At 69.7% G+C, this 15741-nt stretch carries 14 protein-coding genes and 1 pseudogene; 7 read left to right on the top strand and 8 right to left on the bottom strand.

The features are described from left to right. Position 1: 1 nt before the first annotated feature. From MPE_RS08815 to MPE_RS08785, 7 genes are all read right to left on the bottom strand, one after another. A complete protein-coding gene (locus MPE_RS08815) occupies positions 2–985 on the bottom strand; it encodes an ABC transporter permease (protein ID WP_011829347.1) in 984 nt (327 codons plus the stop codon). Next, positions 982–3258: an ABC transporter substrate-binding protein gene (locus MPE_RS08810; protein WP_011829346.1), complete on the bottom strand. Its 2277-nt coding sequence runs from the start codon at positions 3256–3258 to the stop codon at positions 982–984. Before MPE_RS08810 ends, MPE_RS08815 begins: the two co-directional genes overlap by 4 nt. A 75-nt stretch (positions 3259–3333) precedes the next feature. Then, positions 3334–4293: an LD-carboxypeptidase gene (locus MPE_RS08805; protein ID WP_011829345.1), complete on the bottom strand. Its 960-nt coding sequence runs from the start codon at positions 4291–4293 to the stop codon at positions 3334–3336. Next, a complete protein-coding gene (gene tadA / locus MPE_RS08800) occupies positions 4293–4910 on the bottom strand; it encodes a tRNA adenosine(34) deaminase TadA (protein ID WP_011829344.1) in 618 nt (205 codons plus the stop codon). Before tadA ends, MPE_RS08805 begins: the two co-directional genes overlap by 1 nt. A 10-nt stretch (positions 4911–4920) precedes the next feature. Next, positions 4921–5169, bottom strand: coding sequence for a hypothetical protein (locus tag MPE_RS08795; RefSeq protein WP_011829343.1), 249 nt, complete (start codon positions 5167–5169; stop codon positions 4921–4923). 42 nt (positions 5170–5211) lie between these two features. Next, positions 5212–6195 (bottom strand): aldo/keto reductase, encoded by a 984-nt coding sequence (locus tag MPE_RS08790; RefSeq protein WP_011829342.1) that lies wholly within the window; start codon positions 6193–6195, stop codon positions 5212–5214. Positions 6196–6332: 137 nt separating this feature from the next. Continuing rightward, a complete protein-coding gene (locus MPE_RS08785) occupies positions 6333–7673 on the bottom strand; it encodes an MFS transporter (protein ID WP_011829341.1) in 1341 nt (446 codons plus the stop codon). Between the two features lie 183 nt (positions 7674–7856). On the opposite strand from MPE_RS08785, the gene cyoA reads away from it, so the two are divergent. The 7 genes and pseudogenes from cyoA (at position 7857) to MPE_RS08750 (ending at position 14605) form a co-directional block, all read left to right on the top strand. Beyond that, the gene (gene cyoA / locus MPE_RS08780) at positions 7857–8888 is read left to right on the top strand and encodes a ubiquinol oxidase subunit II (protein ID WP_011829340.1); all 1032 of its coding nucleotides are present in this window, start codon (positions 7857–7859) and stop codon (positions 8886–8888) included. 54 nt (positions 8889–8942) lie between these two features. Beyond that, positions 8943–10949: a cytochrome o ubiquinol oxidase subunit I gene (gene cyoB / locus MPE_RS08775; RefSeq protein ID WP_011829339.1), complete on the top strand. Its 2007-nt coding sequence runs from the start codon at positions 8943–8945 to the stop codon at positions 10947–10949. Next, positions 10942–11589 carry a cytochrome o ubiquinol oxidase subunit III gene (gene cyoC, locus MPE_RS08770; RefSeq protein WP_011829338.1) on the top strand — a complete coding sequence of 216 codons (648 nt, stop codon included), beginning with the start codon at positions 10942–10944 and terminating at the stop codon, positions 11587–11589. Before cyoB ends, cyoC begins: the two co-directional genes overlap by 8 nt. Further along, positions 11586–11969, top strand: a complete 384-nt coding sequence (cyoD, locus tag MPE_RS08765) for a cytochrome o ubiquinol oxidase subunit IV (protein ID WP_011829337.1) — start codon at positions 11586–11588, stop codon at positions 11967–11969. The genes cyoC and cyoD overlap by 4 nt, the downstream gene beginning before the upstream one ends. Continuing rightward, positions 11966–12764, top strand: a pseudogene (locus MPE_RS08760) (SURF1 family protein). The gene cyoD and the pseudogene MPE_RS08760 overlap by 4 nt, the downstream one beginning before the upstream one ends. Continuing rightward, the gene (locus MPE_RS08755; RefSeq protein ID WP_011829336.1) at positions 12748–14079 is read left to right on the top strand and encodes an ATP-binding protein; all 1332 of its coding nucleotides are present in this window, start codon (positions 12748–12750) and stop codon (positions 14077–14079) included. Before MPE_RS08760 ends, MPE_RS08755 begins: the two are co-directional and overlap by 17 nt. Next, positions 14069–14605: a response regulator transcription factor gene (locus tag MPE_RS08750; RefSeq protein ID WP_011829335.1), complete on the top strand. Its 537-nt coding sequence runs from the start codon at positions 14069–14071 to the stop codon at positions 14603–14605. Before MPE_RS08755 ends, MPE_RS08750 begins: the two co-directional genes overlap by 11 nt. Here the strand turns inward: MPE_RS08750 and MPE_RS08745 are convergent. Next, positions 14598–15740 (bottom strand): PepSY-associated TM helix domain-containing protein, encoded by a 1143-nt coding sequence (locus MPE_RS08745; RefSeq protein ID WP_011829334.1) that lies wholly within the window; start codon positions 15738–15740, stop codon positions 14598–14600. The two genes, MPE_RS08750 and MPE_RS08745, sit on opposite strands and share 8 nt — an antisense overlap. Position 15741: the final 1 nt, after the last annotated feature.

The following is a 15741-nucleotide window of genomic DNA, read 5'->3' as shown; positions in this document are numbered from 1 at the left end:
CTCAGCCCAGCCGCACCCGGGGGTCGGCCCAGGTGTAGAGGATGTCGATCAGCACATAGGACGCGATGTAGAGCACCGAGCCCACGAACACCATGCTGCGCACGATCGCGAAATCCTGGCCGCTGATGGCATCGATCACGTAGGCGCCGAGGCCCGGGATGTCGAAGAAGCGCTCGAACACCAGGCTGCCGAGGAAGACGTAGGGCAGGTAGGCACCGGCGCTGGTCATGATGGGCAGCAGCGCGTTGCGCAGCACGTGGCGCAGCAGCACCACGTGCTCGGCCAGGCCCTTGGCCTTGGCGGTGCGCACATAGTCCTTGTTGAGTTCCTCGAGGAACATCGCGCGGTAGAGCCGCGCCTCGCTGCCCAGGCGCGACAGCAGCGACAGGCACACCGGCAGCACCAGGAAGCGCCAGGCGTCCCAGCCGGGCGAGTAGCCCGAGATCGGCACCAGCCGGAACACGCGCGAGAACAGGTACTGCCCGACGATGATGTAGAACAGGCTGGAGATCGACAGCATCACCACGCACAGCACGACGCCCCAGAAGTCGAGCCGCGAATGGCGGAAGAACACCAGCAGCAGCGCGAACAGCGTGCTCACGATCACCTGCAGGATGAACAGCGGCAGCGCGAGCTGCAGGCTCGCCGCCATGCGGCTCTTGATCTGCGTGCCGATGTCGCCGGCCGACTCGGCGTCGGCGCGTCCGAAGTCGAGCGCGAACAGGCTGACCGAGCGCTCCCAGAAGATGGTGTTCGTGGCCTGCCGGGTGCCGGTTTCCGCGGCGTTCCAGTACAGCGGCTTGTCGTAGCCGCGCTCGGCCTTCCACTTGTCGACCTGCTCGGCGGTGACGCGCTTGCCGCCGATGTTGAGCCGCGCCATGTCGTCCGGCGTGTTGACGGTGAAGAACAGGAAGAAGGTGAACAGGTTGACGCCGAGCAGGACCAGCAGCCCATAGCCCAGACGGCGCAGTGCGTAGGCGGTCATGCTCCGGCGCCCTCCCCCGCGCGCGCGCCGGTGGCCCTGCGGCCTCGCGCGGTGCTGCGCTCGCGGGCCATGAACACCCGGCGCGCCAGCCAAGCCACGGCGAGCGCGGCCAACGCCATCAATCCCAGCGGCCACCACTGCGGCCGGTTCCACTCGGCCTGCTTCGCGACGCGCAGCGCCGGGTCGACCCGGTAGTAGCGCGCCATGTCGCGCACCATCACGCCGGGCTTGCCGTTGTGCACCCAGGGCTGGAAGGCGCTGGCCGAGTACGGGAAGAAGCCGAAGGTCCAGGGCGCGTCCTCGCGCAGCAGGGCCACCATCTCGTCGATCAGCTGCTGCTTCTGCGGCCCGTCGTCGAGCAGGCGCAGGCGCTCGTAGCGCCGGTCGTACTCGGCGTTGGCGTAGTTGGCGGCGTTCTCGCCGTCGTTCCCGGCCTTGGCGTTCGGGCCGTAGAGCAGGAACAGGAAGTTCTCGGCGTCCGGGTAATCGGCCAGCCAGCCCCACCAGAACACCTGCTGCCGACCCTTGCGCATCTTGTCCTGGAACTGGTTGTAGTCGGTCGCGCGGATCTCCAGCGTGACGCCGAGCTTCGCGAACTGCTTGACCATCCAGTCCATCTCGGCCTTGAGCTCGGGCGTCGGGATGCGCTGGTAGTCGTAGTTCAGCACCAGCGGCCGACCGCTCGTCGCGTCGCGACCGCCCGGATAGCCGGCCTCGGCGATCAGGCGCTCGGCATCGGCGAGCGGTCGCCGCTTGATCCCGCCGTTCACCTGCACATGCGTGACCGGGTTGAAGCCGGCCGGCGTGCCGTGGCGCGAGCCGAACATGCCGGCCGGCAGCGGGCCGTGGGCCGGCTCGCCGCCCTTGTTCGGAAACACGCGCACGTACTCCTCCCAGTCGATCGCGATCGACAGCGCCTGCCGCAGCTTGCGGTTCTTCACCTGCTGCTCCGGCGTGTCGCCCTTGCCGATCACCGGATCGAGCCAGTTGAAGCCGACGTACCAGTTCGACACGTCGACCGCGCGCGGGAAGCGGAAGCCGCGCTCGGCGAACAGCCGCCGCGTCGCCTCGGAGTCGTCGGCGTCGGCATGGAACTCGATGCCCCACTCGGGGCGCTCGATCTCCGGCACGTCGGAATAGCCCTGGATGAACTTCGACTTGATCGGCACCTTCTCCTTCTCGGCACGGAACACGAGGCGGTCGACGAAGGGCATGCGTTGGCCGCAGTCGGCCAGCAGCTCGGGCGTATCGTCCGGCGCGCCCTCGCAGGGATACAGGTCGTCCTGCCGGTAGTTCGGGTTGCGCTCCAGCACGTGGCGGCGGTCCTGCTCGTAGACCGTCGCCATGTAGGGGCCGGTGCCGACCGGCCAGGTCTCCAGGCTCATGCCCTGGCCCGCCATGCCGGGCTGGGCATAGAAGGCATCGGCCTCCCAGGGGATAGGGGCAAGGAAGGTCATCGCCATCCAGTACGGCCACTGCGGGTACTTGCCGAGGATGCGGATGCGCAGCGTGTGCGGGTCCGGCGCCTCCGCGCCGGCCAGCGGGAACCTGCGCAGGTCAAGGAATGGCTTGTCGAGCGCCGACGCGGGCAGGCCGGCGAGCAGCTTGCTGTCCTCGGCGTGCAGCAGCGCGCCGTAGTCCTTGAGCCCCAGCACATAAGCCGAGAACACCGAGAACACCGGCGCCTGCACCCGGGTGCTGGCATGGCGCTTGATGGCATAGACGAAGTCGTCGGCCACCAGCTCGCGCGTCCCCTGGTGCTCGAAATCCAGCGGCGAGTGGCGATCGCCGAGTTCGGCACGCGTCAGCGCATGGTCGGTGTGGTAGCGGTAGCGGCCCTGCCCGTCCTTGGCGAACGCCGGGTGCGGTGCGTAGCGCACGCCGTGCTTCAGCGGCACCTCGTAGACGCTGAGTGCGACCTGCTCGCCCGGCGCGTCGTCGGGCAGCGGCTGGCCGGCTTTGTCGAAGTATTTCGGGGCGACGACGGCCACCGCGACCTTGGGCACCAGCTGATAGGGCCGCTTCAGGTAGTGGTAGCCGTAGAGCGGTTCGTAGACCTGGTAGGTGATCTTGGTCTCGTCGTTCGAGTACGACGCGGTCGGGTCCAGGTGGCGCGGCGATTTCTCCTGGAAGCCGGTGAACAGCGTGTTGGTGGCCGCCTCGCCGGCCGGCAGCGGGCTGTTGTTGCAGCCGGCCACGAGGGCCGTGCCGCACAGCAGCAACGCCAGCCGCCGGGACAGCGCGGGGAGGAAGCGACTCGACGGCGGCGACACGGTGGGCGGCGGATCAGGCTCGGAGCGGAGGCGGCAGGCCCGATGGTAGCGAGCGGGGGGTCCGCGCGCCGCGCCTCAGGCCCAGCCGATCATCGCGTCGCGGCCCTCGACGACCAGCGTGGCCCGACGCCCGACCGGCAGGCAGACCTTGGTCGGCACGTGGCCGAACGGCAACCCGGTCAGGATCGGCGTGCGCGTCGTGCCGCGCAGGTGCTCGACGGCACTCCTGAGCGTGTAGCCGCGGTCCAGCGGCGACTTGCGGTAGTCAGTGAAGCCGCCCAGCACCACCGCCTTCTGCGCATCCAGCACGCCGGCCTGCTGCAGCTGCAGCAGGCTGCGCTCGATGCGGTAGGGATGCTCGTTCACGTCCTCGAGGAACAGGATGCCGCCCTTGACGCGCGGCCAGTGCGGCGTGCCCAGCAGCGACAGCAGCACGCACAGGTTGCCGCCCCACAGCGTGCCTCGCGCCTGCAGGCCGTCGAAGCCGACCTCGGTGCGGAAGCCGATGGCCTCCAGTTCGCCTCGCATCGCCTCGGCGAAGCAGGCCTCGGTGATGTCGTCGACGCCGCCCTGCTCCGGCGTGCGGCCGAAGTCGTCGCAGGCCAGCGGGCCGGCCCAGGTGGGGCGCTGCGTGTGGGCCAGCACCGCGAGCTGGAAGGCGGTCTGGTCGCTGTAGCCGACCCAGCGCTTGCCGGCGTCGATGGACTGCGCGATCAGCGGGTAGTCGATGCGGTCGAGCAGGCGCGTGAGGCCGTAGCCGCCGCGCGAGGCGAGCGCGATGTCGCGGCCGTCGCGCGCCACGCGGTGCAGCGCCGCGAGGCGCGTGTCGTCATCGCCGGCGAAACGCTGCGAGCGGGCGCGCGCCGAGTCGTCGACGTGGGCGTCGAAGCCGAGCCGGCGCAGGTGGCGCTGCGCCCGGGTGAGCGCCGCGCCCTGCGCCACCACGCCCGACGGCGAGTGGATCGTCAGGCTGCGTGCCGGTGCCTCATGGTCGTGGTCGTGACCATCGTGGTCGTGCGAGTGGGGGGCGTGCATCAAAGGTCCGTCAGGTCGCCAGGCATCGTGTCTTGCATCTCGATCACCTCGACGATGTTGTAGTCGGTTTCAGGGGCGCCCGCGGCCGGCGCTGCCGGAGCGGCGGACGACTCGTTGCGTTCGCGGCGCGCCTGCGCACGCCGCTCGGCGAAGAACTCGCGCAGCAATTGGCCGCAGGTGTCGGCCAGCACGCCGCCCTGCACCGCGGTGTGGTGGTTCAGCTGCCGCTGCGCGAACAGGTCGATCACCGAACCGGCCGCGCCGGTCTTGGGGTCGGCGGCGGCGTACACCACGCGCTTGAAGCGCGCGTGCACCAGCGCCATCGCGCACATCGCGCAGGGCTCCAGCGTCACGTACAGCTCGCAGTCCGGCAGGCGGTAATTGCCGAGCAGCTGCGCGGCGTGGCGCAGCGCGACGATCTCGGCGTGCGCGGTCGGGTCGTGGGTGGTGATCGGGCGGTTGTAGCCGGTCGCCACGACCTGGTGCACACCGTCGACCTCTCGCACGATCACCGCACCGACCGGCACCTCGCCCACCAGCCAGGCGTTCTGCGCCTGGTCGAGCGCGAGCCGCATCGCGGCCTCGTCCTTGCGCGCCTGTTCGGCGGAATCGCTCATGCAGCGGGCCTCACGGGTTGGCGCCCTCGACGCGGGCCGGGACCTGCTGCATCAGCCGGTTCACGTCGTCGGCGACGCGGCGCTGCAACTGCTGCGACTGCTGAGCCGGCGTGCCCGTGCCGGCCGGCAGCGCCACGCCGGCGGCACTGGCCGCCTCGGGCCGCACCGGCGCGCCGACGGCCTGCAGCTGCCGCTTCACCAGCGAACCCACGATCGCCAGCGCGACCAGCAATCCCAGCACCCCGAACACCATGCGCATGCGCCGTTCTCTCCTGTTCTCCGCCGTGGTCCGGATCGCCGCTCACTCGAAGCCGGCGATCGCATGCGGAATGTACGGGGCCTGCAGCGCCTGCAGCTCTTCGGGCGCGAGGCGCAGCGACAGCGCCGCGACCGCATCGTCCAGGTGCTGCAGCTTCGACGCACCGATGATCGGCGCGGTCACGCCGGCCTGCTGCGCCACCCAGGCCAGCGCCACCTGTGCCCAGGGCACGCCGCGGGCCGTGGCCACCCGGGCCACCGCCTCGACCACCTGCCGGTCCGACTCGGCCGTGCGCTCGAGGTAGAGCCGCTTGCCGACCTCGTCGGTCGTCATGCGCCCGCTGCCTTCGGTCCAGTCGCGGGTGAGACGGCCGCGCGCCAGCGGGCTCCATGGCAGCACGCCGATGCCGGCGTCGCGGCACAGCGGCAGCATCTCGCGCTCCTCCTCGCGATGGATCAGGTTGAGGTGGTTCTGCATCGTCACGAAGCGCGTCCAGCCGTGGCGCTCGGCGGTGTGCAGGGCCTTGGCGAACTGCCATGCGTACATCGACGACGCGCCGATGTAGCGCGCCTTGCCGGCCTTCACCACGTCGTGCAGCGCCTCCAGCGTCTCCTCGATCGGCGTGCCGTAGTCCCAGCGATGGATCTGGTACAGATCCACGTAGTCGGTGCCCAGCCGGCGCAGGCTGTTGTCGATCTCCGTCAGGATGGCCTTGCGCGACAGACCGCCGACGTTGGGGGCCTGCCGCGACGGGAAGTACACCTTGGTGGCGAGCACGATCTCATCGCGCCGGGCCAGCTCGCGCAGGGCACGGCCGACGAACTCTTCCGACGTGCCATCGGAGTAGCTGTTGGCGGTGTCGAAGAAGTTGATGCCCAGGTCGAGCGCGCGCCGGATCAGGGGGCGGCTCTGCGCCTCGTCCAGCGTCCAGGGGTGGGTGCCACGCTCCGGCACGCCATACGTCATGCAGCCCAGGCACAGCCGGGACACCTTCAGCCCGGTCCGGCCGAGCGGAACGTACTCCATCGGGGTCTTCTCCTCGCACGATGAGATCGGTCACCGGCCCGCCCCGGGACCGGCATGGGCTGCATTGTGCTGCGGGCGGCGGCCGATCGGGCCACCGTCGATGGAGGAAAGCGAGCGCGCCGGACGCCGGCGCAGGCTCAGTCGCGAGGGCCCAGCGCGCGGTTGAGGCTCAATGCGGCCAGCGTGCAGGCCGCGCCCGACAGCAGGTAGATGCTGACGTAGGCCAGTCCGAAGTGGGCCGACAGCCCCAGCGCGACCAGCGGCGCGAAGGCCGCGCCGATCAGCCAGGCCAGGTCGGCGGTCAGCGCGGCGCCGGTGTAGCGGTACTTCGACGAGAAGTTCGAGGTCACCGCGCCGGCCGCCTGGCCGTAGGACAGCCCCAGTAGCGCGAAGCCGATCAGCATGAACACGTCCTGGCCCAGCGGGCCACCGCCCAGCAGCGTGGGCGCGAAGCCGCTGAACATGCCGATCAGCACCGCCGAAGCGCCCAGCGTGCTGCGCCGACCGATGCGGTCGGCGATCCAGCCCGAGGCGACGATGCCACCGGCCGCCAGTGCGGCGCCGAAGATCTGGATGGTCAGGAAGCCGGCCACCGACTGCTGCGAGTAGAGCGTGACCCACGACAGCGGAAACACGGTCACCAGATGGAACAGCGCGTAGCTGGCGAGCGCCGCGAAGGCCCCGATCACCAGGTTGTGGCCCTCGCTGCGGACCAGTTCGAGCACGCCGATGGGCTCGAGTTCGCGCTCGTCGAGCAGGCGTTCGTATTCGTGGGTGACGACCAGCCGCAGCCGCGCGAACAGCGCCACCACGTTGATCGCGAAGGCCACGAAGAACGGGTAGCGCCAGCCCCAGGCCAGGAAGTCGGCGGTCGACAGGCTCGCCACCAGGTAGGCGAACAGGCCGCTGGCGAGCATGAAGCCCAGTGGCGCGCCGAGCTGTCCGAGCATGGCGTACCAGCCGCGACGCTCGGGCGGGGCATTGAGCGCCAGCAGCGAGGGCAGCCCATCCCAGGACCCGCCCAGCGCCACGCCCTGGCCGATGCGGAACAGCGCCAGCAGCACGATCGAGGCCGCGCCCAGCGTCTGGTAGCCGGGCAGGAAGGCGATGCCGGCGGTCGAGGTGCCCAGCAGGAACAGCGCCACCGTGAGCTTGGTGCCGCGGCTCCAGCGCCGCTGGATGGCCATCGACAGCACGGTGCCGAGCGGCCGCGCGATGAAGGCGAACGAGAACACCACGAAGGCGTACAGCGTGCCCTGCAGGCGGTCGACGAAGGGGAAGAACAACGCCGGGAACACCAGCACCGAGGCGATGCCGTAGACGAAGAAGTCGAAGTACTCGGACGCGCGGCCGATGACCACGCCCACCGCGATCTCGCCGGGAGCGACCTTCTGGTGATCGGCGGAGCGCTGCCGCGCGTCGCGCTCGGCGGCGCTGGACGACGGCAGGTGGGGCTGGGCGTGGCTGAAGCTGGACATCGGACGGACGGCCTCCGGGCGACCCGGGACGGCGGCTTGACGGGACGGTGACGCAGGTTCGCATGGCGCGGCGCCGGCCGCCATAGGACAAAACGTCCAATCGCCGGCACGCGCCGGGGCCTCTACATTGCGCCCGCGCCGCCCCGTCCGTGGTCCGCGGCGCCGAACCTCTCACGCCCTCGCATGCGCCCACTCAAGTCACTCCGCGGTCTGCTGCTCGCGCTCGCCCCGCTCGCCCTGCTCGCCGGCTGCGACACCGTGCTGCTGAACCCGTCCGGCGACATCGCCGCCCAGCAGGGCCGCCTGATCGTGGTCTCCACGGTGCTGATGCTGCTGATCATCGTGCCGGTGATCGTGCTGACGCTGCTGTTCGCCTGGCGCTACCGCGCATCGAACAAGGCGGCCACCTACGCCCCCGACTGGGACCACTCCACCCAGCTCGAGCTGGTGATCTGGGCCGCGCCGCTGCTGATCATCATCGCCCTCGGTGCCGTGACCTGGATCAGCACCCACACGCTGGATCCCTACCGTCCGCTGCAGCGCATCGACGCGCAGCGCCCGGTCGCGCCGGACACGCCGACGCTGACCGTCGAGGTGGTGGCGCTCGACTGGAAGTGGTTGTTCATCTACCCCGAGCAGGGCATCGCCACCGTCAACGAACTGGCCGCGCCGGTCGACGTGCCGATCCGCTTCAAGATCACCTCGTCATCGGTGATGAATTCGTTCTACATCCCCGCGCTGGCCGGCCAGATCTACGCGATGCCCGGCATGGAGACCAAGCTGCACGCGGTGATCAACCGGGTGGGCGACTATGAAGGCTTCTCGGCCAACTACAGCGGCGCGGGCTTCTCCGGCATGCGCTTCACCTTCCGCGGCATGGCGCCGCAGGATTTCCATCGCTGGGTCGACGCCACCCGCGCGGGCCGGGGCACGCTCGACCGCACCGCCTACCTTCAGCTCGAGAAGCCCAGCGAGCGCGAACCGGCGCGCCGCTACGCCCGCGTCGCCCCCGACCTCTATGACGCCATCGTCGACCGCTGCGTCGAGCCCGGCACGCTGTGCATGAAGCAGATCATGGCCCTGGACGCGCGCCGCGGCGCCGGCGCGAACGCGCTGCCGAACGGCCCGGACGCGGTCTGCACCGTGGCCGATGCCGATGCACCACTCGTCGCCACCGACGCCGCCACGCGTCCCGCGTTCGTCGCGACCCCCTGAGCCGGCCCGCGCCCCCCCGCCTCGCCGACCGATCCCCCTGGCCCCGCACCCACGATGTTCGACCATCCCGATACGACGAAGCTCCTGTTCGGCCGCCTGACCTGGGACGCCATCCCGCTGCACGAGCCCATCCTGCTCGCGACCTTCGCGATGGTGGTGCTGGGCGGCATCGCGGTCCTCGGCGCGCTGACCTGCTTCCGCGCCTGGGGAACGCTGTGGCGTGACTGGATCACCAGCATCGACCACAAGAAGATCGGGATCATGTACATCATCCTGGGCCTGGTGATGCTGCTGCGCGGCTTCGCCGACGCCCTGATGATGCGGGCCCAGCAGGCCATCGCCTTCGGCGACAACCTGGGCTACCTGCCGCCGCACCACTACGACCAGATCTTCACGGCCCACGGCGTGATCATGATCTTCTTCGTGGCCATGCCGCTGGTCACCGGGTTGATGAACTTCGTCGTGCCGCTGCAGATCGGCGCCCGCGACGTGGCCTTCCCGTTCCTGAACAACTTCAGCTTCTGGATGACGACCTTCGGCGCCGGCCTGCTGATGGTGTCGCTGTTCGTCGGCGAGTTCGCCAAGACCGGCTGGCTGGCCTACCCGCCGCTGTCGGGCATCGCCTTCAGCCCCGACGTGGGGGTCGACTACTACATCTGGTCGCTGCAGATCGCCGGGGTCGGCACCCTGCTCTCCGGCGTGAACCTGATCGCCACCATCGTCAAGATGCGCGCGCCGGGCATGACGCTGATGAAGATGCCGGTCTTCACCTGGACCGCGCTGTGCACCAACGTGCTGATCGTCGCGGCCTTCCCGGTGCTGACCGCCGTGCTGGCGCTGCTCTCGCTGGACCGCTACGTCGGCACGAACTTCTTCACGAACGACCTCGGCGGCAACGCCATGATGTACGTGAACCTCATCTGGATCTGGGGCCACCCCGAGGTCTACATCCTGGTGCTGCCGGTGTTCGGCATCTTCTCCGAGGTGGTGTCCACCTTCTCCGGCAAGCGCCTCTTCGGCTACGCCTCGATGGTCTACGCGACGGTGGTCATCACGATCCTGTCCTACCTGGTCTGGCTGCACCACTTCTTCACGATGGGCTCGGGCGCCAGCGTCAACTCCTTCTTCGGGATCACGACGATGATCATCTCGATCCCGACCGGCGCGAAGATCTTCAACTGGCTGTTCACGATGTACCGCGGCCGCATCCGCTTCGAGGTGCCGATGCTGTGGACCGTGGGTTTCATGGTCACCTTCGTGATCGGCGGCATGACCGGCGTGCTGCTCGCGGTGCCACCGGCCGACTTCGTGCTGCACAACAGCCTGTTCCTGATCGCGCACTTCCACAACGTGATCATCGGCGGCGTGCTGTTCGGCCTGCTGGCCGGCATCACCTACTGGTATCCCAAGGCCTTCGGCTACAAGCTCGATCCGTTCTGGGGCAAGTGCTCGTTCTGGTTCTGGCTGAGCGGCTTCTACCTCGCCTTCATGCCGCTGTACGTGCTGGGTCTGATGGGCGTGACACGCCGCGTCAGCCACTTCGAGGACAGCTCGCTGCAGATCTGGTTCCAGATCGCCGCCTTCGGCGCGGTGCTGATCGCGCTGGGCATCGCCTGCTTCCTGATCCAGCTGGTGGTGAGCTTCCGTCGCCGCCACGCGCTGCGCGACACGACGGGCGACCCCTGGGACGGCCGCACGCTGGAGTGGTCGACCGCCTCGCCCCCGCCGGCCTACAACTTCGCGTTCACGCCGATCGTGCACGACAACGACGCCTGGCACGACATGAAGTCGCGCGGCTACGCACGGCCGCTCAACGGCTACACCGCGATCCACATGCCGAAGAACACCGGCGCCGGCTTCGTGATCTCGGCGATCGCGGCGGTCTGCGCGTTCGCGCTGGTCTGGCACATGTGGCTGCTGGCCGGTGTCGCCTTCGCCGTGCTGATGGTGGCGGTGATCGTGCACACCTTCAATTACCACCGCGACTTCCACATCCCGGCCGACGAGGTGACCCGCGTCGAGGGAGCCCGCACCCGCCTGCTCGCTGCCGCCCATGTCTGATACCGCCACCCTCGCCCCGGCGCTGCCGGGCACCGCCGGCGCGACAGCCACGCCGCGCTTCCACGTCGTCGGCGAGCACCATGTCGAGAACGGCACGCTGCTCGGCTTCTGGCTCTACCTGATGAGCGACTGCCTCATCTTCGCCTGCCTGTTCGCGGTGCACGGCGTGCTAGGCCGCAGCTATGCCGGCGGCCCGAGCGGCGCGGAGTTGTTCGACCTGAAGCTGGTGGCGATTAACACCTCGCTGCTGCTGCTGTCCTCGATCACCTACGGCTTCGCGATGATCGAGATGCAGCGCCGCCGCCAGGGCGCGACGCTGCTGTGGCTCGCGATCACCGGACTGTTCGGCGCGGGCTTCATCGGCCTGGAGCTCTACGAGTTCGCGCACCTGATCCACGAGGGCGCGGTGCCGCAGCGGAGCGCCTTCCTGTCCTCGTTCTTCACGTTGGTCGGCACGCACGGGCTGCACGTGAGCTTCGGCGTGGTGTGGCTGGTCACGCTGATGGTCCAGGTCGGTCGCCACGGCCTGGTCGCGGAGAACCGGCGCCGCCTGATGTGCCTGTCGATGTTCTGGCACTTCCTCGATGTCGTCTGGATCGGCGTCTTCACCTTCGTCTACCTGATGGGAGTGCTGCCATGAGCGCGCCGGTCGATACGCACCACCACGACGGCCACGAGGGCGACGAGGCCGGCCACGGCTCGCTGAAGGGCTATGTCATCGGATTCATGCTGTCGCTGGTGCTGACCGCGATCCCGTTCTGGCTGGTGATGGGCAAGGTGATCGCCTCGTCGGGCCTCACGGCCCTCGTCATCCTCGGCTTCGCCGCGGTGCAGATCGTCGTCCACATGGTCTACTTCCTGCACATGAACGCAAAGTCCGAAGGCGGATGGACGATCCTGGCCTTGATCTTCACGCTCGTGCTCGTCGTGATCACGCTGAGCGGCTCGCTGTGGGTGATGTACCACCTCAACCACAACATGATGCCGGCGTCGATGCACGAAGTGCGCAACATGCCTTGAGCCCGGCGGGCCGGCACGCTGCCGCGCCCGACGCCGGCCGATCGACGCACGTGCGCCTGGTTGTCGCGGCCGCGGCCCTGGCGGCCTTCGTCGTGTTCACCGCGCTCGGCGGCTGGCAGCTCCAGCGGCGCGCCTGGAAGCTCGACCTGATCGAGCGCGTCGAGCAGCGCGTGCACGCGGCGCCGGTCGCGGCGCCCGAGCGCGCACGCTGGCCCGAGGTCACTGCGGCCACCGACGAGTACCGCCGCGTCCGGCTCGCCGGACGGCTACCTGCACGCGCAGGCCACGCGCGTGCAGGCGGTCACCGTGCTCGGCGCGGGTCACTGGCTGCTGACGCCGCTGCGGCAGGCCGATGGCAGCGTGGTGCTGGTGAACCGCGGCTTCGTGCCGCCCGGCTGGCGCGCGCCGGCGGCGGCTGCGGGCGACGAGATCGTCGTGACCGGACTGCTGCGGCTGAGCGAACCGGGCGGCGGTTTCCTGCGCCGCAACGACCCTGCGGCCGACCGTTGGACCTCGCGCGACGTGGCCGGCATCGCTCGCGCCCACGGCCTGGGCCAGATTGCACCCTATTTCGTCGACGCGGACGCCGGCGCCGCGCCGGTGCCGGACGGCGACGGGCCGGTCGGCGGGCTCACGGTGATCCGCTTTGCCAACAACCACCTCGTGTACGCACTGACCTGGTTTGCGCTGGCGTTCATGGTTGCCGGCGCGGTACTGTGGGTGGTGCACGACGCTCGCCGCCGCCGCGGCGCAGCAGCCGTCCCCGCAGGAGAGCGCGATGCGCCGCAAGCTTGACGCGGCGACGACCGGCGCTCGCGCCGCGATCGTCGACACCTCGACCGGCCTGAACAACATGCAGCAGCTGATCCAGCTGCGGTGGATCGCGGTGGTGGGCCAGGTGGCGACGATCGCGGTCGTGCACTTCGGCTTCGGGATCCGGCTGCCGCTGGAGCAGATGGCGGCGACGCTGGCCTGCCTGGTCGCGTTCAACGTCGCGAGTCAGGCTCGCTGGCGATCGCGCCAGCGGGTGTCCGACCGCGAGCTCTTCGTCGCGCTGCTGGTCGACGTCGGCGCGCTGACGGTCCAGCTCTCTCTGAGCGGCGGGACCGGCAACCCTTTCGTCTTCCTGTTCCTGCTGCAGGTGATCCTGGGAGCCGTGCTGCTGGAGACGGCGTCGATCTGGACGCTGGTGGCGATCACCGGAGGCTGCGTCGTCGCCCTCACCAGCCTGCACCGCCCGCTGCCGATCCCGCTCGACCCCGGGGGCGGTCTCGCCAGCCCCTACATCCGCGGCCTGCTGATCTGCTTCGTGCTCGACGCGGCGCTGCTGGTCACCTTCGTCACCCGCATCGAGCGCAACCTGCGCCACCGTGACGCCCGGCTCGCCGCACTGCGCCAGCGCGCAGCCGAGGAGGACCACATCGTGCGCATGGGGCTGCTCGCCTCCGGCGCGGCCCACGAGCTCGGCACGCCGCTGTCGACGCTGTCGGTGATCCTCGGCGACTGGCGCCACTTGCCGCACTTCACCTCCGACCCCGAACTGCACGGCGAGGTCTGCGAGATGCAGACGCAGATCGAGCGCTGCAAGGCGATCGTCAGCGGTATCCTGCTGTCGGCCGGCAAGGCGCGCGGCGAGGCCTCGGTGGCCACCACGCTGGGTCGCTTCCTGGACGACCTGCTGGCCGAATGGCGCACCACGCGACCCGCCGTCACGCTGACCTATGCGAACCGCTTCGGCGACGACGACCCGCCGATCGTCTCGGATTCGGCCGTCAAGCAGACCCTGCACAACCTGCTCGACAACGCGCTCGAGGCCTCGCCACGCTGGGTCGGCCTGGATGTCGACCGCGACGGCGACACGCTGGTGCTGACCGTCAAGGACACCGGACCCGGCTTCGCGCCGGAGATGCTGGCGCAGTTCGGCAAGCCCTACCAGTCGAGCAAGGGGCGACCCGGGGGCGGCCTGGGACTGTTCCTGGTGGTCAACGTCGTGCGCACGCTGGGCGGTACCGTCGCTGCGCGCAACCGCTCGAGCGGTGGCGCGATCGTCACAATACGGCTGCCGCTGTCAGCGATCACGCTCGAGGAACCGGAAGCCCATGGACGTTGAGCGGCTGCTGCTGATCGTCGAGGACGATGCCTCCTTCGCCCGCACACTGGGCCGCTCGTTCGAGCGCCGCGGCTACACGGTGCTGCTGGCGGCGAATCTGGAACAGGTCGCGGCGCTGCTGCGGGAGCGCACGCCGGGCTATGCGGTGGTCGATCTCAAGCTGGCCGGCGGCGGCTCCGGCCTGGCCTGCGTGCGCACGCTGCACGCGCACGACCCCGAGATGCTGATCGTCGTGCTGACCGGCTACGCCAGCATCGCCACCGCCGTGGAAGCCATCAAGCTCGGCGCCTGCCACTACCTGGCCAAGCCCTCCAACACCGACGACATCGAGGCGGCCTTCGGGCGCGCCGAGGGCAACGCCGAGGTCGACCTGACGCAGCGCGCCAGCTCCATCAAGACGCTGGAGTGGGAGCGCATCCACGAGACCCTGGCCGAGACCGGCTTCAACATCTCCGAGACCGCGCGCCGGCTCGGCATGCACCGGCGCACGCTGGCGCGCAAGCTCGAGAAGCAGCGCGTCAAGTAGCGGGCTGCGCCACGCCGGCCTCGTCGGCCAGTGGTCTGGGTTGCTTGCGTTGCAGCCACAGGTACAGGCCACTGCCGAGCACGATGATGGTGGCGATGTCCAGCAGCGCCCAAAGGATCTTCATCGGCAGGCCGGCGTAGTCGCCGAAGTGCAGCGGTTGCGACACCAGCAGCGCGGTCAGGTACCACGGCAGCGCCGGCGCCGCGGTGACCTCGGTGGTCTTCGCGTCGACGAGCACGGGTTGCAGCAGCTTGGACGTGAGCGGCTCATCCCCCCGCAGGAAGAAGGTGGTGTGGTGCGGGCTCGAGAAGGCCGTGCCCGGGAAGGCGATGAACGACAGCTTGCGGCCCGGCGCGTGCGCCAGCGCGCCGTCCAGCGAGCGCTGGACCGAACCGCGCTCGCCCACGGATACCGGCGGCTGGCCCTGGTAGGGCGCGAGCAGTGCACCGAGCTGGTCGTACTGCCAGTACTTCACCAGCGGGTCGGCCCAGGTGTTGATGACGCCGGTGGCCCCGACCACGAAGGCCCAGACCAGCGTCACGATGCCCAGCAGGTTGTGCAGGTCCAGCCATTTGACGCGCGCGGACCGCTCGCGCCGCACCTCGCCGAAGCGCAGCTTGCGCATGAAGGGCGCGTACAGCACCACGCCGCTGACGATGGCCACGAGCAGCAGCAGCCCCATGAACCCGAGGAAAAGCGTTCCCGGCAGGCCCGCGAACAGGTCGACGTGCAGCTTGAACATCACGTGCATGAAGCCCTCGTCGAACTTCGGCTCGGCCAGCACCTCGGCCGTGCGCGCGTCGACTGCCACCGACTTGAAGTCCTCGGTCGGCGCGGGCGTGGGCGTGAGCGTGACGAACCACAGGTCGGTGCTGTCCTCGGGCTGCGAGGCGAACTGCACCACGCGCTCGGGGTGGCGCGCCCGCGCGACTTCCAGCACGCGGTCCAGGTTGGCGTAGGGGGTGCCGGCCGGCATCGGCGGCGCCTCGACCTCGGTGCCGAGCAGGTGGCCGATCTCGTGGTGGAAGATCAGCGGCAGGCCGGTGAGGCACAGCAGCAGCATGAACACCGTGCAGACCAGGCTGCTCCACTTGTGCAGCCAGGTCCAGGTGCGGATCGCGCGGGCGTCGAGCATG

Origin of the sequence: Methylibium petroleiphilum PM1 (assembly GCF_000015725.1) — a bacterium.
GTDB classification, from domain to species: domain Bacteria; phylum Pseudomonadota; class Gammaproteobacteria; order Burkholderiales; family Burkholderiaceae_C; genus Methylibium; species Methylibium petroleiphilum.
The sequence above is the reverse complement of the archived record's forward strand: the minus strand, read 5'-3'. Positions and strand labels throughout refer to the sequence as shown.